Here is a 17104-nt window from a genome sequence, read left to right as displayed (position 1 = left end):
TCCGGCGCGGCGCGCTCGTCACCCGTAACGTCGTAGCTGACGTCATGGGCGCGCAAAGGCCTGGGCGCGCGCCGGCCAGTCGTCGGGAACGATGAAACCTCGCGAGCGCTCGACGTAGCCGCCCGCGCCATCGGCCACAAATGCGGCGACCATCACGGGCTCATGAGCCTGCGTGAGGCCTGCGAACAATGGTGCAGCCGGCACCGGCGCGGCCACGGTTCTGCGGGCCGCGGACGCATCGCCCTCCACATCGCGATGGTGCCTGGCGCCGCTACCCTCGTGCCGGTCACGCTCGTCGTGGGGTATCGGCAAGCATTGCCCACCGTCCGGCCCGATCCGCCGTGGTGCAAGCCAGGCGAGCCGCGGCAGCACACTCCAGCCATCGGCGCCTTCACGGTCCGCGAAATCGGCCCAGTCCGCCCGCGTGACCCACCAGCCGCGCCCATGCTGCTCCGCGAGGTCGGGCGGGTCGCCCGGCGGCGTAACCGCCCCCTTGCCCGCGCGATAGAAAAGCCAGCCCTTCCAGAACATCTGCGCGAGCCACGGCCCTGGATAACCGAGCCAGGCGAACTCTTCGCGCGCACTCAGGCGCAGTTGGTGATCGCGCAGATGCGCGAGCTTCAAATCGAAACGATCGCGCAGGTTCGGCCCGACGAAATCGGCAAGTCCCGGCGCGCCGTTCTCCGCCATGCCGAGGTGCATGTACCACTTCACCGCCAGTTCCCAATGGAGCCGCTGGCCGTTGCGCGTTTGAACGAGGAAGTCGCATTCGCCCAGCGTAAGGCCCGCGCGCCGCAGTGCGACGTTGGCCGCAACGAGCCGGGGCGCCGGTCCATGGGCGAGAAACCAGCCGAGCAGCGTTTCGGCATAGCGGCCCAGCCGCGTGAGGCGCGTCGTGTCGAGCGAAGCATGCAAGCGGGCAGGATCGCGATCGAGTTGCGTAAGCCACGCTGCGGCGGCATTCGCCTCCTCATTGCTCGCCCATAGCTCGGCAAGCGGCGCATGTGGTTGCGCACGCAACAAATCGGCACTGAATAGCAGCCACGCGAGATCGCGCACGACTGGGTCAGTGAGATCCCGATAGAGCGAATCGAGCAGCAGCTTGCTGAAACCTGCGGCAGCCAGCTCGCCCGACGAGGCATCCGCGGGCCGCATCATCGTCATCGCTTGCCGCCACCCGCCGCGCGCCAGGTGTCGCGGGCAAGGCACAGGTCGGCCCACGCCTTCGATTTGTCGTGCAGGCTGCGCAGCAGATAGGCGGGGTGATACGACACGATCACGGGCACGCCCTCGTACTGGTGCACGCGCCCGCGCAGCGAGGCGATACTGCCGTCGGTCCTCAGCAGGCTTTGCGCGGCGAAGCGCCCAAGGGCGACGATGATCTTCGGCTTCACGAGCGCCACCTGGCGTTGCAGATACGGCTCGCAGCGCGCGACCTCGTCGGGCTCGGGATTACGGTTGCCGGGCGGGCGGCATTTGATGACGTTCGCGATATAGACGTTTTCGCCGCGCGCGAGTGACAACGCCTTCAGCATGTTGTCGAGCAGCTTGCCTGCCTGGCCGACGAACGGCTCGCCGAGGCGGTCTTCGTTTTCGCCCGGCGCCTCGCCGATCAGCATCCACTCCGCAGCGCGATCGCCCACGCCGAACACGGTGTTGGTGCGCTTCTCGCACAGACGGCAACGCGTGCAGGAGGCCACGCGTTCGGCGAGCGCATCCCAGTCGAGCGTCGCGACGTCATCGCGCGGAGCCCGACCAGGCTCCAGATCATGCGGCAACGACGGCTCGGGCATCGCATCGAACCAGGCGAAATCGTCTTCGGTCAGCGGCGGCGGTTCTTCCTGCGCGGCCTGGCCCGCCTGAACGGGCACGGCGGCTGCGCGGCCACGGTCGGGGTCGGACGGCGGCAGCGGCGAGACCTGCGCTTGCACAACGGCGTCCTGTTGCGGCGCTTGCGCTGCGACGCGTTGCGCAACCGGTTGCGGCGTCGGCGCTGTTCGCGGCGCTGTTCGCGGCTCTGCGTTCGGCGCGGCTTGTCCGGCCAGGCTGGCGCTCGCAGCCGTCATCGATTCAGAGGATGACGGTGCCGCCGTAGTCATGCCCCGGCGCACCCAGCGCGGCGCGAGGCCGAGCTCCTCCAGCGCGATCTCATCGAGCGGCATCGGCGCCCTCCATTGCAAAGGTGAAGCGCATCACGATCGCGTCTTCACGGGTGTGATGGCGAGCCGGATAGTAGTTCTTGCGACGCCCGATGGTGACGAAGCCAAACTGCTCGTAGAGCCGGATCGCGCGATGATTCGACGGCCGCACTTCCAGCAACAGCCCTTCGAGCTGCTGCGCACGCGCGAGACGCACGCTTTCGCGCAGCAGCGCAAGGCCCGCGCCCAAGCCCTGCGCCTGCGGCGCGACGCACAGGTTCAGCAGATGCATCTCGTCGACGACCGGCATCAGCACGCAATAGCCGATCAAGGTGCCCGTCACATGGCGCATGCACACGCCAAAGTAGCCGTTGCGCAGCGAATCTTCGAAGTTGCCGCGCGACCACGGGAATTCGTACGCGGATTTTTCGATGACCACGACCTCGTCGAGATCGCTCTCGGTCATCTGCGAGAGGTAGCGGTCCGTCATCAGCACGCCGCTCATCGCCCCCCCTCGCCGCTGTTGTGTACCCCGCCCTGCGCAGCTTTTGCCGCCATGCGTTCGGCCGTGGTCTGCGCGACCTTGTTGCGCACGTATTCGGGCGCGGCCTCGTCGGCGCGCAGCGTGCGGCCCGCGCGGAACGCGCGCAGCGCCGCGTGTGCGAGCGGCAGCGCGTGCGGCAGGGCTTCGGCGTCGATGGTGCGCGCGGTCGTCGAGGCGACGAGGCGCGCGCCGAACGCCGCCGGCGCGTTGCCGGCGAGCGTGAACGGTTCGTCGGGCGCCGCGATGGCCTCGGGTGCATCGAGCGACGCCGGGCGCAGCGTGCGCCAATCGTTCGCGGCCGCATCCCACGCGTAATCGGCCCAGTACGCTTCGTCCATGCGCGCGTCCAGCGCCGCGAGCACGCGTGTCGCCGCCGGATCGCGCATGCGTGCGCTCTCGGCACAGATGAGCAGCGTGCTCACGGGCACCACGGGAATGTCGAGGCCGAAGGCCAGGCCCTGGGTGACGCCCGTGGCGGTGCGCAGGCCGGTAAAGGAGCCTGGGCCCGCACCGAACGCGATCGCATCGCAGTCGGCCAGCGCGAGCCCCGCTTCGGCCAGCAACTCGCCGATCGCCGGCAAGAGGCGCGTGCTGGAGACGGCGCCGGTGGCTTCATGGCGCATCCAGACGCGCGGCTCGGGCGGCGCCTCGTTGGCGGATCCGGATGCGCCGCTGACGGGCGCGGCGGCGCGGAGCAATGCGACCGAGCAATATTCGGTCGAGGTATCGAGAGCAAGCAGCACGGTTTCAGTCATGAGCGCTATTGTAATGCGCCGCCTTCGTGCAGTCGCCGGCCAGGCATGGCCCATGCGGCGGCGCTCAGCCTCCATAGAATGGAGGAGCGGTTCCAGCCCGTTACCAGGCGGCGCTGCTACCATCGCCGGGCTGTTCCGATCATCCAGTGGAGGAAAAAACAATGAGCGATGTGAATGCCCAATTCGAGCAGGCCCAGCAAGACGTGCAAAAGCTTCCGGAGCGCCCGGGCAACCTGACGCTGCTGCGCCTGTACGCGCTCTTCAAGCAGGCCACCGAAGGCGACGTGCACGGCGACAAGCCTGGATTCACCGATATCGTCGGCAAGTACAAGTACGAGGCGTGGGCCGCGCTGCAAGGCACCGCGCAGGACGTTGCGAAGGCGCAGTACGTCGAGGTCGTCGAATCGCTCAAGAGCGGCGCCGCGAACTAGAAGCAACCGGAAGCGCCAGCGAGCGGCATCGCCTCAAACCAGACGAAACGATTGCTGGCGCACTGCAACAAAACAAGATACAATACGCGCTGCGTTTCGCTCCGGTCGCCCTTGCGATCAGCAATACGCCACGTAGCGTTAAGCTCCAATCCAGTTTAGAACCTGTCCCCCCCTGCCATGGCCCAGTTTCCGGGCCGTCAAGTATCAGGCTGGCGGTTGGCCAATCCCGGCTAAGCCGCACCCAAAACAGCTTCTAACGAAAATCCGCCTTCGCCCTTGTGTGGTGCGGATTGCCCCCGTTTTTCGATTTGCTCGCAAATTCAGACGACTTGGGTATGCCGATTGGCGCCGACGTTCTATTTCCTGTGTACCAAGGATTTTCATGACTTCGAGCAATACCCAAAGCCCCCTCGACGCGATTGCCAATGACGCCCTCGGTCTCGACGCCGCCACTGCTGCTCCTGAAGCCGCCGTGCAGGCCGACGACACGCCCGCAGGCCCGACGTTCGCATCGCTCGGTCTGTCGCCGGAGATCGTCTCCGCGCTGATCGCGGCGGGCTACAAGGCTCCGACGCCCGTGCAGGAACGCGCCATTCCTGCCGCCATCGCGGGCCGCGACCTGCTGGTCTCCAGCCCGACCGGCTCGGGCAAGACCGCAGCCTTCATGCTGCCCGCGATCGAGCGCTTCGCGCAGCTTCAGAAGGCTCAGGCCGCTCAACCGCGCGAACCGCGTCCGCAAGGCCAGCAAGGCCAGGGCGACCGCCGCCAGCGCCGTCCGCAGCCGGTCGCGCGCCCGGGCCTGCTCGTGCTCACGCCCACGCGTGAGCTCGCCATGCAGGTGACCACGGCTGCATCGACCTACGGCCAGCATCTGCGCCGCCTGCGCACCGTCAGCATTCTTGGCGGCGTGGCCTACGGCCAGCAGCTCATGCTGCTCGCGAAGAACCCCGAGATTCTCGTGGCGACGCCGGGCCGCCTGCTCGACCACCTCGAGCGCGGCCGCATCGACCTGTCCGAGCTGAAGATGCTCGTGCTCGACGAAGCCGACCGCATGCTCGACATGGGCTTCATCGACGACATCGACACGATCGTGGCCGCCACGCCCGAGTCGCGTCAGACGATGCTGTTCTCGGCCACGCTCGACGGCAAGATCGCCTCGATCACGGGCCGCCTGCTCAAGGACCCCGAGCGCATCGAGATCGTGCGCAAGGTCGAAGCGAACTCGAACATCGCGCAAACCGTGCACTACGTGGACGACCGCGATCACAAGGACCGCCTGCTCGACCACCTGCTGCGCGACGAGAGCCTCGACCAGGCCGTCGTGTTCACGGCGACCAAGATGGATGCGGACCAGCTCGCTGGCAAGCTCGCCGACGCCGGCTTCGAAACCGCTGCCCTGCACGGCGATCTGCCGCAAGGCGCGCGCAACCGCACGATCCGTGCGCTGCGCGAGCGTCGCGTGCGCGTGCTCGTCGCCACCGACGTCGCGGCGCGCGGCATCGACATCCCCGGCATCACGCACGTGTTCAACTACGACCTGCCGAAATTCGCCGAAGACTACGTGCACCGCATCGGCCGCACGGGCCGCGCGGGCCGTTCGGGCATCGCCGTGAGCCTCGTGCATCACGCCGAGCAAGGCGCGCTCAAGCGCATCGAGCGCTTCGTGCGCGCACCGCTGCCGGTCAACGTGATCGAAGGCTTCGAGCCGCGCAAGGCGCCGCCCTCGAACCGCGGCTTTGGCGGCCGTGGCCGTCCGGGCGGCGGCAATGGCGGTGGCCGTCGCTTCGGCAACGGCAGTGGCAAGCCGGGCGGCTACGGCAACCGTGGCGGCGAGCGCAGCTACGGAGATCGTCCGCAGGGCGAGCGCAGCTTTGGCGAACGTTCGTCCGGCGGCGAGCGCAACGGTAATAGCTGGGGCAACCGTCCGGAAGGCTCGCGTGGCGGCTATGGTCAACGCGAAGGCGGCTATGGCGCCTCGCGCGGCGAAGGCAATGGCCGCGGCGGCTACGGCCAGCCGCGCGGCGACGGCTACGGCCGTTCGCGTGAAGGCTACGGCGCGCGCCGCAACGACGGCCCGCGTGGCGCACGCCGCGACAGCTAAATCAGCGCGCGGCGGCGGACGGCAACGTCCGCCCGCCAACTGATGTTGGAAAGGACCGGTGCTCGTCACCGGTCTTTTTTTGTCCGCGCCCAAAATTTCACAATACGAAAAATTTTTTTGCTTCGTAAAAAATCGTGTTGCGGGGCACAAATAGATCCATTGCAAGATGGAAAATTGCGTTTCTTATCGCGAAATAAAATATATAACGTATTGAATTTATTGATTTAAAATTTACCAAAAAAACCCACCCCTTGTCTGTTGCGGGGCGATCGATTTGCCTAGACTCTTATATAAGAGTTCGCGAAACGAAATCCCCTTTGCGAATCTCAGCGGTTCAGCTGTTCCGATCACCGGTTTATCTCCAGGTAAACGAAGGAGCCCATCATGTCGACCCGTCAACAGCAAGCACAGCAACTTCAACAGCAATGGGAAACGGACCCGCGCTGGAAGGGCATCAAGCGCAACTACACGGCTGATGACGTGGTACGCCTGCGCGGTTCGATCCAGCCCGAGCACACGCTCGCGAAGATCGGCGCCGAAAAGCTCTGGAAAGGCGTGACCACCGAGCCGTTCATCAACTCGCTCGGCGCGCTTACGGGCAACCAGGCCATGCAGCAGGTGAAGGCCGGTCTCAAGGCCATTTACCTGTCGGGCTGGCAAGTCGCCGGCGACGCCAACCTCGCCGGCGAAATGTACCCGGACCAATCGCTCTACCCGGCCAATTCGGTGCCGCAGGTGGTCAAGCGCATCAACAACACGCTCACGCGCGCCGACCAGATCCAATGGTCCGAAGGCAAGAATCCCGGCGACGAAGGCTATGTCGACTACTTCCAGCCCATCGTGGCCGACGCTGAAGCCGGCTTCGGCGGCGTGCTCAATGCGTTCGAACTGATGAAGGCGATGATCGAAGCGGGCGCCGCGGGCGTGCACTTCGAAGACCAGCTCGCTTCGGTGAAGAAGTGCGGTCACATGGGCGGCAAGGTGCTCGTGCCGACGCGCGAAGCCGTCGCCAAGCTGACGGCCGCGCGTCTGGCCGCCGACGTCTGCGGCGTGCCGACCGTGCTTCTCGCGCGCACGGACGCCGAAGCCGCCGACCTCGTCACCTCCGACATCGACGACAACGACAAGCCGTTCCTCACGGGCGAGCGCACGGTGGAAGGCTTCTTCCGCACGCGCAACGGCCTCGAGCAGTCGATCTCGCGCGGTCTCGCCTACGCGGCCTACGCCGACATGATCTGGTGCGAAACGGGCAAGCCGGATCTCGAGTTCGCGAAGAAGTTCGCGGAGGCGATCCACAAGGAATTCCCGGGCAAACTGCTCGCCTACAACTGCTCGCCGTCGTTCAACTGGAAGAAAAACCTCGACGACGCGACGATCGCGAAGTTCCAGCGCGAGCTCGGCGCAATGGGCTACAAGTTCCAGTTCATCACGCTGGCGGGCTTCCACTCGCTGAACTATTCGATGTTCAACCTCGCGCACGGCTATGCGCGCCAGAACATGAGCGCGTTCGTCGAGCTCCAGCAGGCCGAGTTCGCCGCGGCCGAAAAGGGCTTCACCGCCGTGAAGCACCAGCGCGAAGTGGGGACGGGCTATTTCGACGCCGTGACGCAAACGGTCGAACGAGACGCATCGACCACGGCGCTGCACGGCTCGACCGAAGACGAGCAGTTCTTCGACCAGAAGGTGGCGTAAGACCACCTGCAGGGGGCACGCCCCTGCTTTTTTCTGGCGCCGGACGCACGGCGCGGCAGCCGGTTCGCAAGTCCTTGGCGGGGCCTGCCGGACGCCGCCACCGCCGCACGCGCGCCAGAGTGTAGTGAGGCAAGCCACGGAAGGCGCATGGACATCGCGCCGTGCATGTCCATGCGCCAACTGCGGCTATGCACTATCGATAGACGATCACCGGAATCTTCGTATGCGTGAGCACGCGCTGCGTCTCGCTGCCGATCAACAGGCTGCCCAGACCGCGCCGCCCGTGCGAAGCCATGAATATGACGTCGCAGCCGCAGTTTTCGGCGGCTTCGATGATGCCGAGGTACGGGGAAGGATGCACGCTGGTGCAGGAGTCGCAGGTGACGCCCACGCTGTGCGCCGCGTCCTCCACCTCCTGCAGGTGGATGCGCGCCTCGCGCTCGCTGCGGGTCTGAAAGTCGCCGGGCAGCTCCATCACGACATCGGCGTAAGGCGAGTACGGATATTGCGGCAGGCACGCGTAGGCCGTGACGCGGGCGCCCACCGTCCGCGCGAGGTCGATCGCGCCGTCGATCGCCTTCTTCGACAGATCGGTGCCGTCGGTTGGAACGAGGATGTGCTTGAACATGGCGCCCTCCGTGTTCCCGTGCTCTCTGCATCCGGGTGGCCTCGCGAACCGCGCCATGGCCTCGCACGGCGCCCCGCTACGCCCTCAGATCGATTGTAGTGCGCGAATAAACGGTGCACGGCGCGCATGCGGGCATCCCCCCATATCGGAAACGCGGATGCACTGGCCGTGACGCCGAGGCGGAAGCACGAACCGCCAGGACTCAGTCCTGGCCCCAGTAACCCGGCTGGCCGTAGGTATGCTTGATAAAGTCGAGAAAGAGGCGCACGCGCAACGGCAAGTGCCGGCGCTGCGGAAACACGGCGTGAATGCCGATGGGCGGCGCGGCATAAGCGTCGAGCACGCTCGCGAGCCGGCCCGCTGCAATATCCTCACCGACTTCCCACCACGAGCGCCACGCGAGGCCATAGCCTTCGAGGCACCATTCGTGCAGCACCGCGCCGTCCGAGCATTCCATCGTGCCGGAAACGCGAATCGACACCACTTTGTCGTCCTGCTGAAAGGTCCAGCCGCGCTGCTGGTTCGCGCTGCTCGCGCCGAGCGCGAGACAATTGTGACGCGCGAGGTCGGCCAGCGTCTCGGGCGCGCCGCGCCGCGACAGGTATGCGGGCGACGCCACGCAGACGCGCCGGTTTTCGCCGAGCTTGAGCGAAACGAGCGACGAATCGGGCAGCTCGCCCAGCCGCACCGCGCAGTCGAAGCCTTCGTTGACGAGGTCGACGAGCCGGTCCGAGAGGTCGAGCGTGGTCGTCACGTCAGGGTGCGCGGACGTGAAATCGGGCACGAGCGGCGCGACGTGCCGCCTGCCGAAACCCGCCGGCGCGGACACGCGCAGGTGCCCGCTCGCCTTCACGCCACCCGCGGAGACGCTGGCCTCAGCGTTTTGCATGTCATGAATGATGCGCTGGCAGTCTTCGAGGAACGCGGAGCCCTCGAATGTCAGCGTAATGCGGCGCGTGGTGCGCACAAACAGCTTCACGCCGAGCCGCTCTTCGAGCGCGTCGATGCGCCGGCCGATGATGGCGGGCGCGACGCCTTCGGCCTGCGCCGCCGCGGAAAGACTGCCCTTCGCCGCGACGTTGGCGAAAGTTTCGATTTGTTTGAAGCGATCCATCGGAAAAGGAGGAAAACGGAATTACGCAACACCCTTGATAGAAAAAAACCTCTAGAGCGTCAGATTAGGTGGGTAAAAGTAAAAGATCAAGTGATCAATCCCGTCTTTTTCAGCACCCATGATCATGAATACAATTCCTCCCGACCTCTGATGATGGAGTGCAAAGCTATGTCGGCCACAACGACACCACGATTCCCCAAGGCTGTGATCTTCGACGCATATGGCACGCTCTTCGACGTGCACTCGGTCGTTGCCGCAGCCGAGCAGATGTTCCCCGGTCACGGCGACGCGCTCTCGCAGCTCTGGCGCCTGAAGCAGATCGAATACACGCAGTTGCGCACGCTCTCGGACCCCGCTGGCGCGCGCTACCGCCCCTTCTGGGATATCACGCTCGACGCGCTGCGCTACGCGGCGCGCCGCTTGAACCTGTCGCTTTCCGGCGCGGGCGAAAAGCGGCTGATGGACGAATACGCCTGCCTCTCGGCCTTTCCCGACGTGCTGCCCGTGCTGCGCCGCCTGCGTGCGCCGGCCGCTGACGGCACGCGCATGGGCCTCGCCATCCTCTCGAACGGCAATCCGCAGATGCTCGACATCGCGGTGAAAAGCGCCGGCATGAACGGCCTGTTCGACCACGTGCTCTCAGTCGACGCCGTGCGCGCCTATAAACCAGCCGCGGCCGCCTACGCGCTCGGCGCCAGCGCGTTCGACGCCGCGCCGCGCGACATGGTGTTCGTCTCGTCGAACGGCTGGGATGCGGCCGGCGCCGCCTGGTTCGGCTATACCACATTCTGGATCAACCGCCAGCGACTGCCCGCCGAAGAACTCGGCGTGCCGCCGCACGGCACCGGCGGCGGCATGGCAGAACTCGCCGCCTTTCTCGAAACCGCTGTGCCTGCCGAGCGAAGCCGCCCCGCGCCCCAGCCCGGGCGCGTGACGAAATCGTCCTGACCGGCACGGTAATTACAACAACCACCGCATTCAAAGTCTGACCGACCAAGGAGCAAGCAATCATGGCGAACACGTTGAACCTGCCGCAAGGCATGCAGATCTCGGCTGAAATCAAGCCCGGCTTCGAAACGATCCTCACGCCCGAAGCACTCGAACTCGTCGCGAAGCTGCACCGCGCATTCGAGTCGCGTCGTCAGGAACTCCTCAAGGCGCGCGTCGAGCGCACCAAGCGCCTCGACGCCGGCGAGCGTCCCGACTTCCTGGCTGAAACGAAGTCGATCCGCGAAGGCGACTGGAAGATCGCGCCGCTGCCGAAGGACCTCGAATGCCGCCGCGTCGAAATCACGGGTCCGGTCGAGCGCAAGATGATCATCAATGCGCTGAACTCCGGTGCGGACTCCTACATGTCCGACTTCGAGGATTCGAACGCGCCGAGCTGGGACAACCAGATCACCGGCCAGATCAACCTCAAGGACGCCGTGCGCCGCACGATCTCGCTGGAACAGAACGGCAAGACCTACAAGCTCAACGAAAAGACCGCCACGCTGATCGTGCGTCCGCGCGGCTGGCACCTTGACGAGAAGCACGTGACGGTCGACGGTCAGCGCGTCTCGGGCGGCGTCTTCGATCTCGCGCTCTACCTGTTCCACAACGCGAAGGAGCTGGTTGCACGCGGCAGCGGTCCGTACTTCTACCTGCCGAAGATGGAGAGCCATCTCGAAGCGCGCCTGTGGAACGACATCTTCGTCGTGGCGCAGGAAGCCGTCGGCATCCCGCGCGGCACGATCCGCGCCACGGTTCTGATCGAGACCATCCTCGCCACGTTCGAGATGGACGAAATCCTCTATGAACTGCGCGAGCACAGCTCGGGCCTGAACGCCGGCCGCTGGGACTACATCTTCTCGGCTATCAAGAAGTTCAAGAACGACAAGGACTTCTGCCTCGCCGACCGTTCGCAGATCACGATGACGTCGCCGTTCATGCGCGCCTACGCGCTCGAACTGCTCAAGACTTGCCACCGCCGCAATGCGCCGGCCATCGGCGGCATGAGCGCGCTGATCCCGATCAAGAACGATCCGGCAGCGAACGACAAGGCCATGGGCGGCGTGCGTTCGGACAAGGCGCGCGATGCCGGCGACGGCTACGACGGCGGCTGGGTTGCGCACCCGGGCCTCGTGCCCATCGCGATGGAAGAGTTCGTGAAGGTGCTCGGCGACAAGCCGAACCAGATCAGCAAGCAGCGCCCCGACGTCAATGTGACGGCCAAGGACGTGCTCGACTTCCGTCCGGAAGCGCCGATCACCGAAACCGGCCTGCGCAACAACATCAACGTCGGCATCCACTACCTGGGCGCATGGCTCGCAGGCAATGGCTGCGTGCCGATCCACAACCTGATGGAAGACGCGGCAACCGCGGAAATCTCCCGTGCGCAAGTCTGGCAGTGGATCCGCTCGCCGAAGGGCAAGCTCGAAGACGGCCGCAAGGTCACGGCCGAGCTCGTGCGTGAATTGATCCCGCAAGAACTCGACAAGGTGAAGGCCTCGGTCGGCGGTGACACCCAGCCGTACGTGCGCGCTTCGCAGATCTTCGAACAGATGTCGACCTCGGAGAACTTCGTCGACTTCCTGACGCTGCCGCTGTACGAGGAGATCTGATCGTTCGAATCACCTGACGACTGATCGATACAAAAGGCCCAGCGGATGCGAATCCGCCGGGCCTTTGTACTTCTATGCAGCGCTTCTACGCCGTGCCGCGCACCGATCAACGCGCGAGACGGTGCGCGATCCAGTCGCCGCCATGAATCCGCGGCCGCCCTTCCACCGCATGACGCGCCACCGGATAGAACAGGCACTCGAGCCGCTCGCCCGCCACTTCCACGCTCACCTTCTGCGAGACGAACAGCCCGTCGACGCCCGGATACACCTGCTCGATCTCGTCGAGCACGGCCACCAGCGCTTCGTCGATTTCGTAGACCTCGCCGATCACCGGCGTGGCCTGCGCATCGGCCACCATCCCCGGGTACGCCCCAAAGTCGAACAGGTAGCCCGCGACCGCCGTACTGCCCACGAGGCGCGGCTGCCGGAGCGCATTGCGTGACGCCGCGAGATGGATGTCGTTGATCTCGCCCGCGCGCAGCGTGCCGTAGATGAATACGTACTTCATTGCTTGTGCTCCTTGCTCCCGGTTGCCGGCTGGCTGCCGGCTGGCTGCCCGTTGCCGATGACTCGTGCAGCAAATCGGCAGCATTATGCGCCTGCGTCCATGCCGATGGGCACCATCGGACAGCCATGCACACGCGCGCCTACAATGATGCGCACAGAAACGCGCAGATCCACCATGCCCTTTTCCTCGCCCGCCGCCTTGCCGCCCGCCGAGCTCGCCGACATCCCGCCCGAATTCGAGCCGACGCCCGAGCACCCGATCCGCGTGCGCTCGCGGCCCATGGCCGCCGGCGTGCGCATCGCGCGGCATACGCACGCGTGGGCGCAGCTCGCCTACGCGTCGCGCGGCGTGCTGCGCATGGCGACGCCCGGCACGACGTGGATGGTCCCGCCTTCACGGGCAATCTGGGCTCCGCCATTCGTCATGCATGAAGTGGCGATCGTCGAGGATGCGTTCCTGCGCACGCTCTATGTCGATGCCTCGGTCATTCCGCCCGGGCTCGACGCTTGCCGCGTGGTGGAGGTGTCCGGCCTGCTGCGCGAGGCGATTGCCGCGTTCGACGAGCGCGGCATCGACCCCGCGCGCGAGCGCCTGCTGGGCGCCGTGGCGCTCGACGAAATCACGCGCTCGGCGCCGCTGCCGCTCTCGGTGCCGATGCCCGAGGAAAAGCGCCTGCGCTCGCTGTGCGAGGCGCTGCTCGCCGATCCTGCCGGACCGGGTTCGCTCGAATACTGGGCGGCGCACGTGGGCGCGAGCACACGCACAATCGCGCGGCTCTTCCGGCAGGAGCTTGGCGTGAGTTTTTCGCAGTGGCGCCAGCAGGCGATCCTCGCGCGTGCGATTCCGCTCCTGAACCAGGGCAAACCGATGGCCGTCGTGGCCCATGAGCTCGGCTACCAGAGCCAGAGTGCGTTTTCGGCGATGTTCCGGCGCGCGTTCGGCGAGAGCCCGCGTGCGTTCATTGCGCGCGGGACAGGCGAGCGGGAATTGGGCCCGCACGAAGACGAAATGGCGATCGACACGCCGGCCCTGGCAGCGCCTCTGGGACCGCTGACGGCACGGCACGACGTTTGAGCACGCACGGCGGGCCGAGCGCTACAACGCTGCTTCGCGCTGAGATCTCCTGAAATTCGTCAGACCGGCCGCGTCATATGACGGATCGAGCCGAGGCGCGCGAGGCGTGGCCCCGCCACCCGGTAGCCCATGCGCAGATAAAGCCGCGCCGCGGGATTGTCGACGAACACGCGCAACTGCAACTCGCGCAGGCCGCGCTCGCGCGCCCAGCGATGAGACATGTCGAGCAGGAAGGTCCCCGCACCGTTGCCTCGATAACCCTCGGCGATCTGCACGTCACGTATGTGCAGCGAGTCGGCCTCCTGCGTCACGCGCAACACGCCAATGGCCTCGCGATCGAGTTCGAGGATGAAATTTTCCGATTCGCGGTAGCTGGCCAGAAAGAGGTCGCCGCGCCAGATCAGATGATGGCGCACGTAATAGCCCCCCATGTTCCGGCGCGTCAGCGACTCGGCGAACTCGAAGTCGTCCATGGTGGCGTGACGCAACTGGAAGCGCGACGGAATGTCGTTCGGTGCGAACATGGCAGGCAACGCAGCAAAACGCGAAAATTCGAAGTTCCGACAACGCTACGATAACGCGCCGGCTCAGGCAATGGCCGTTTGTCCGTATCCGCGTGGATGCGGCATGGGGATAGGAAAGAGAGAAATAGAAAAAGCCCGCTGGAAATCCAGCGGGCTTTGATTCTGGCGGAGCGGACGGGACTCGAACCCGCGACCCCCGGCGTGACAGGCCGGTATTCTAACCGACTGAACTACCGCTCCAGTCCTGCTACACCGGCGGTCGGTTAGAATCCGCTGGCGGCGTCGCCCTGCTGCTTGCTGTACTACGCTGTGGCGCCGCATTTTATTTGGCGTCCCCTAGGGGATTCGAACCCCTGTACTCACCGTGAAAGGGTGATGTCCTAGGCCTCTAGACGAAGGGGACAACACAGGCTTGCGCCTTAAACTACATTCCACCCGAGACACTGGGCAGATCGAATCTGGCGGAGCGGACGGGACTCGAACCCGCGACCCCCGGCGTGACAGGCCGGTATTCTAACCGACTGAACTACCGCTCCAGTCCTGCTTTGCTGCACCGGCGGTCGGTTAGAACCCGCTGGCGGCGTCGCCCTGCTGCTCGCTGTACTACGCTGTGGCGCCGCATTTTATTTGGCGTCCCCTAGGGGATTCGAACCCCTGTACTCACCGTGAAAGGGTGATGTCCTAGGCCTCTAGACGAAGGGGACAACACAGGCTTGCGCCTATAACACTTCAACTAAAAAGCCCGCTCAACATTTCTGAACGGGCTTCCATCTGGCGGAGCGGACGGGACTCGAACCCGCGACCCCCGGCGTGACAGGCCGGTATTCTAACCGACTGAACTACCGCTCCAGTTCGACATAGACAGACGGGCGTCGGTTGATTCCCACCTGCTGCCTCATCGATATCGTGACGATTTGCTCGATGACGCTCATGTCTGGCGTCCCCTAGGGGATTCGAACCCCTGTACTCACCGTGAAAGGGTGATGTCCTAGGCCTCTAGACGAAGGGGACATAATCTTTTCAGATAATGCCTTGCCACACTTCACTACGCTGTTCTGATGGTGGAGGTAAGCGGGATCGAACCGCTGACCTCTTGCATGCCATGCAAGCGCTCTCCCAGCTGAGCTATACCCCCTTGCAGAACAGAAGCGAGATTTTAAACATCAATTTCGCTTTCGTCAAGAGTGTTTCGAATCTTTTTTCCATCGCTTCGAGGTTTCTACGAAACATCGTTGCTCGATTCGACCACTCTTTGCGTGAAACTTACCGCTGTTTCGCGCTCCGTATTCAACGGAGCCCGAATACTACAAGAACTCCCGCTCCGGCGCTAGTGCCAGAGCGAAAATTCTTCAAAGATTTTTACGCACGCCCTTTCAGGCGACCTTCGCAAGACCCTGCTCGATGCGGCTCACGACCACGTCACGGCCGAACAGCGCGAGCACCGCGTCGATTGCCGGCGTGTGCGTCGTGCCAGCCACGAACAGGCGCACCGGCATCGCGAGTTGCGGCATCTTCAGCTTGTGCGTGCCCAGCGTCGTCTTGAAGGCGGCCGAGATGGCTTCCTTGGTCCACTCCGCACTCTTGAGCGCGCTCGCGAGGTCGGCGAGAGCCGGACGCACCGCGTCGGTCACGTGCTGCGCCAGCGCATCCTGTTCGGGCTGCGGCTCGCGATAGAACATCATGGCGCTCTCGGCGATCTCCTTGATGGTCGTCGCGCGATCCTTGAAGAGCGCCACCACGCCGGCGAGCGCCGGCCCCATCGCGAGTGCCGCATCGTCCACGCCCAGCGCCGCAAAGAAGGGCTTCGAGAGCTCGGCGAGGCGCGCGTTGTCGACTTCCTTCAGGTAGTGGTTGTTGAGCCAATTGAGCTTGTTGTGGTCGTACTGCGCCGGCGACTTGCCCAGATGGTCGAGATCGAACCATTCGACGAACTGCTCGCGTGAGAACACTTCCGCATCGCCGTGCGACCAGCCGAGGCGCGCGAGGTAGTTCAGCACCGCTTCCGGCAGGTAGCCGGCGTCGCGATAACCCATCACGCTCATCGCGCCGTGACGCTTGCTCATCTTTTCGCCCTGTTCGTTGAGCACCGTCGGCAGGTGCCCATAGACAGGCGGCTCGGCGCCCAGCGCGCGCAGGATGTTGATCTGGCGCGGCGTGTTGTTCACGTGATCGTCGCCGCGAATCACGTGCGTGATCTTCATGTCGATGTCGTCCACGACGACGCAGAAGTTATAGGTCGGCGTGCCGTCCGGGCGCGCGATCACGAGGTCGTCGAGTTCTTCGTTGGAGATCTCCACGCGCCCTTTCACCGCGTCGTCCCATGCGACCACGCCCGTGAGCGGGTTGCGAAAACGCAGCACCGGCTGCACGCCTTCGGGCGGCGTCGGCAGGACCTTGCCGGGCTCCGGGCGCCACGTGCCGTCGTAGCGCGGCTTTTCTCCCGCCTCGCGCTGGCGCTCGCGCAACGCGTCGAGTTCTTCGGTCGACATGTAGCACGGGTACACGAGGCCCTGATCCTGCATCTGCTTGAGCACTTCGCGGTAACGGTCCATGCGCTGCATCTGGTAGAACGGGCCTTCATCGAAATCGAGGCCGAGCCATTGCATGCCTTCGAGGATGGCGTCGACCGCTTCGGTGCTCGATCGCTCGAGATCGGTGTCCTCGATCCGCAGCACGAAAACGCCCTTGTTGTGGCGCGCGAACGCCCACGGATAGAGCGCGGAGCGAATGTTGCCGAGGTGGATGAAGCCGGTCGGGCTCGGCGCGAAGCGGGTACGGACGGGGGTCGTGGTCATGTGCGAATACTCGAGGACGGTACCGCCCGGCGACCGTCAGGCGCCGCGGCGTGCTCGATACGAGCGGCGCAGCAGGCGAAATACAGGCCGGTGGGCGGCAAAGGTTCGCGCGGGCGTAGCCATGGCGATGCGGGCTTGGAAGCCGCACGACGCAGCGCGACACGGCAAGTGCAAGACGCGAACGGAAAACCGGGAAA

15 protein-coding genes and 7 tRNA genes are annotated in these 17104 nt (G+C 65.1%); 6 read left to right on the top strand and 16 right to left on the bottom strand.

The genetic code is table 11. The annotated features are described in order from the left end of the window. Window positions 1–42: 42 nt before the first annotated feature. From P5W99_RS06725 to tsaB, 4 genes are read right to left on the bottom strand one after another with little or no spacing between them, the layout of a single operon-like run. Window positions 43–1155, bottom strand: coding sequence for a DUF1853 family protein (locus P5W99_RS06725; RefSeq protein WP_434662473.1), 1113 nt, complete (start codon window positions 1153–1155; stop codon window positions 43–45). 5 nt (window positions 1156–1160) lie between these two features. Beyond that, window positions 1161–2162, bottom strand: a complete 1002-nt coding sequence (locus P5W99_RS06720) for a uracil-DNA glycosylase family protein (protein ID WP_434662286.1) — start codon at window positions 2160–2162, stop codon at window positions 1161–1163. Further along, the gene (rimI, locus tag P5W99_RS06715; RefSeq protein ID WP_421023825.1) at window positions 2149–2643 is read right to left on the bottom strand and encodes a ribosomal protein S18-alanine N-acetyltransferase; all 495 of its coding nucleotides are present in this window, start codon (window positions 2641–2643) and stop codon (window positions 2149–2151) included. The genes P5W99_RS06720 and rimI overlap by 14 nt, the downstream gene beginning before the upstream one ends. Next, the gene (gene tsaB / locus P5W99_RS06710; protein ID WP_434662284.1) at window positions 2640–3437 is read right to left on the bottom strand and encodes a tRNA (adenosine(37)-N6)-threonylcarbamoyltransferase complex dimerization subunit type 1 TsaB; all 798 of its coding nucleotides are present in this window, start codon (window positions 3435–3437) and stop codon (window positions 2640–2642) included. The genes rimI and tsaB overlap by 4 nt, the downstream gene beginning before the upstream one ends. A gap of 161 nt (window positions 3438–3598) precedes the next feature. Between tsaB and P5W99_RS06705 the strand changes: the two genes are divergently transcribed. The 3 genes from P5W99_RS06705 to aceA all read left to right on the top strand — a co-directional run bounded on the left by P5W99_RS06705 (window position 3599) and on the right by aceA (window position 7661). Then, the gene (locus P5W99_RS06705; RefSeq protein WP_421023823.1) at window positions 3599–3868 is read left to right on the top strand and encodes an acyl-CoA-binding protein; all 270 of its coding nucleotides are present in this window, start codon (window positions 3599–3601) and stop codon (window positions 3866–3868) included. Between the two features lie 382 nt (window positions 3869–4250). Then, a complete protein-coding gene (locus P5W99_RS06700) occupies window positions 4251–5969 on the top strand; it encodes a DEAD/DEAH box helicase (RefSeq protein WP_434662282.1) in 1719 nt (572 codons plus the stop codon). Between the two features lie 384 nt (window positions 5970–6353). Further along, a complete protein-coding gene (aceA, locus tag P5W99_RS06695) occupies window positions 6354–7661 on the top strand; it encodes an isocitrate lyase (RefSeq protein ID WP_421023821.1) in 1308 nt (435 codons plus the stop codon). Between the two features lie 193 nt (window positions 7662–7854). On the opposite strand, the gene P5W99_RS06690 is transcribed toward aceA, so the two are convergent. Then, window positions 7855–8289, bottom strand: a complete 435-nt coding sequence (locus P5W99_RS06690) for a universal stress protein (RefSeq protein ID WP_421023820.1) — start codon at window positions 8287–8289, stop codon at window positions 7855–7857. Between the two features lie 202 nt (window positions 8290–8491). Further along, entirely contained in the window at window positions 8492–9403 is a 912-nt protein-coding gene (locus tag P5W99_RS06685) for a LysR family transcriptional regulator (protein ID WP_434662280.1), read from the bottom strand. Between the two features lie 168 nt (window positions 9404–9571). Between P5W99_RS06685 and P5W99_RS06680 the strand changes: the two genes are divergently transcribed. Together P5W99_RS06680 and aceB are read left to right on the top strand one after the other, a co-directional pair. Then, complete coding sequence (locus tag P5W99_RS06680; RefSeq protein WP_421023819.1) at window positions 9572–10351, top strand: haloacid dehalogenase type II; 780 nt, start codon at window positions 9572–9574, stop codon at window positions 10349–10351. A 62-nt stretch (window positions 10352–10413) separates the two neighbouring features. Then, a complete protein-coding gene (gene aceB, locus P5W99_RS06675; RefSeq protein WP_434662277.1) occupies window positions 10414–12006 on the top strand; it encodes a malate synthase A in 1593 nt (530 codons plus the stop codon). Between the two features lie 106 nt (window positions 12007–12112). Here the strand turns inward: aceB and P5W99_RS06670 are convergent, their stop codons facing one another. Continuing rightward, entirely contained in the window at window positions 12113–12514 is a 402-nt protein-coding gene (locus P5W99_RS06670; protein WP_421023817.1) for a gamma-glutamylcyclotransferase family protein, read from the bottom strand. Window positions 12515–12688: 174 nt separating this feature from the next. On the opposite strand from P5W99_RS06670, the gene P5W99_RS06665 reads away from it, so the two are divergent. Beyond that, window positions 12689–13588 carry an AraC family transcriptional regulator gene (locus tag P5W99_RS06665; RefSeq protein ID WP_434662274.1) on the top strand — a complete coding sequence of 300 codons (900 nt, stop codon included), beginning with the start codon at window positions 12689–12691 and terminating at the stop codon, window positions 13586–13588. 59 nt (window positions 13589–13647) lie between these two features. Here the strand turns inward: P5W99_RS06665 and P5W99_RS06660 are convergent, their stop codons facing one another. From P5W99_RS06660 to gltX, 9 genes are all read right to left on the bottom strand, one after another. Beyond that, window positions 13648–14112 carry a GNAT family N-acetyltransferase gene (locus P5W99_RS06660; protein WP_421043896.1) on the bottom strand — a complete coding sequence of 155 codons (465 nt, stop codon included), beginning with the start codon at window positions 14110–14112 and terminating at the stop codon, window positions 13648–13650. Window positions 14113–14275: 163 nt separating this feature from the next. Further along, window positions 14276–14352, bottom strand: a tRNA-Asp gene (locus tag P5W99_RS06655). Between the two features lie 87 nt (window positions 14353–14439). Then, window positions 14440–14515: transfer RNA gene (locus tag P5W99_RS06650), tRNA-Glu, on the bottom strand. Between the two features lie 56 nt (window positions 14516–14571). Next, a tRNA-Asp gene (locus P5W99_RS06645) sits at window positions 14572–14648 on the bottom strand. Between the two features lie 92 nt (window positions 14649–14740). Then, window positions 14741–14816: transfer RNA gene (locus P5W99_RS06640), tRNA-Glu, on the bottom strand. A gap of 68 nt (window positions 14817–14884) precedes the next feature. Continuing rightward, window positions 14885–14961 (bottom strand) — tRNA-Asp (locus P5W99_RS06635). 86 nt (window positions 14962–15047) lie between these two features. Continuing rightward, a tRNA-Glu gene (locus P5W99_RS06630) sits at window positions 15048–15123 on the bottom strand. A gap of 48 nt (window positions 15124–15171) precedes the next feature. Further along, a tRNA-Ala gene (locus P5W99_RS06625) sits at window positions 15172–15247 on the bottom strand. Between the two features lie 238 nt (window positions 15248–15485). Continuing rightward, entirely contained in the window at window positions 15486–16907 is a 1422-nt protein-coding gene (gltX, locus tag P5W99_RS06620) for a glutamate--tRNA ligase (protein WP_421023814.1), read from the bottom strand. Window positions 16908–17104: the final 197 nt, after the last annotated feature.

It is taken from the genome of Paraburkholderia sp. A3BS-1L (assembly GCF_051125215.1).
Classification (GTDB): domain Bacteria; phylum Pseudomonadota; class Gammaproteobacteria; order Burkholderiales; family Burkholderiaceae; genus Paraburkholderia.
This window is presented reverse-complemented; position numbering and strand designations above follow the sequence as displayed.

Excerpts from the sequence above, each read along its gene's own strand:
- rimI (WP_421023825.1), bottom strand. The coding sequence starts at position 2,643 with ATGAGCGGCGTGCTGATGACGGACCGCTACCTCTCGCAGATGACCGAG.
- P5W99_RS06660 (WP_421043896.1), bottom strand. The coding sequence starts at position 14,112 with ATGTTCGCACCGAACGACATTCCGTCGCGCTTCCAGTTGCGTCACGCC.
- P5W99_RS06725 (WP_434662473.1), bottom strand. The coding sequence starts at position 1,155 with ATGCGGCCCGCGGATGCCTCGTCGGGCGAGCTGGCTGCCGCAGGTTTC.
- P5W99_RS06665 (WP_434662274.1), top strand. The coding sequence starts at position 12,689 with ATGCCCTTTTCCTCGCCCGCCGCCTTGCCGCCCGCCGAGCTCGCCGAC.
- P5W99_RS06670 (WP_421023817.1), bottom strand. The coding sequence starts at position 12,514 with ATGAAGTACGTATTCATCTACGGCACGCTGCGCGCGGGCGAGATCAAC.
- gltX (WP_421023814.1), bottom strand. The coding sequence starts at position 16,907 with ATGACCACGACCCCCGTCCGTACCCGCTTCGCGCCGAGCCCGACCGGC.
- aceA (WP_421023821.1), top strand. The coding sequence starts at position 6,354 with ATGTCGACCCGTCAACAGCAAGCACAGCAACTTCAACAGCAATGGGAA.
- P5W99_RS06680 (WP_421023819.1), top strand. The coding sequence starts at position 9,572 with ATGTCGGCCACAACGACACCACGATTCCCCAAGGCTGTGATCTTCGAC.
- P5W99_RS06705 (WP_421023823.1), top strand. The coding sequence starts at position 3,599 with ATGAGCGATGTGAATGCCCAATTCGAGCAGGCCCAGCAAGACGTGCAA.
- P5W99_RS06690 (WP_421023820.1), bottom strand. The coding sequence starts at position 8,289 with ATGTTCAAGCACATCCTCGTTCCAACCGACGGCACCGATCTGTCGAAG.
- P5W99_RS06685 (WP_434662280.1), bottom strand. The coding sequence starts at position 9,403 with ATGGATCGCTTCAAACAAATCGAAACTTTCGCCAACGTCGCGGCGAAG.
- P5W99_RS06720 (WP_434662286.1), bottom strand. The coding sequence starts at position 2,162 with ATGCCGCTCGATGAGATCGCGCTGGAGGAGCTCGGCCTCGCGCCGCGC.
- aceB (WP_434662277.1), top strand. The coding sequence starts at position 10,414 with ATGGCGAACACGTTGAACCTGCCGCAAGGCATGCAGATCTCGGCTGAA.
- P5W99_RS06700 (WP_434662282.1), top strand. The coding sequence starts at position 4,251 with ATGACTTCGAGCAATACCCAAAGCCCCCTCGACGCGATTGCCAATGAC.
- tsaB (WP_434662284.1), bottom strand. The coding sequence starts at position 3,437 with ATGACTGAAACCGTGCTGCTTGCTCTCGATACCTCGACCGAATATTGC.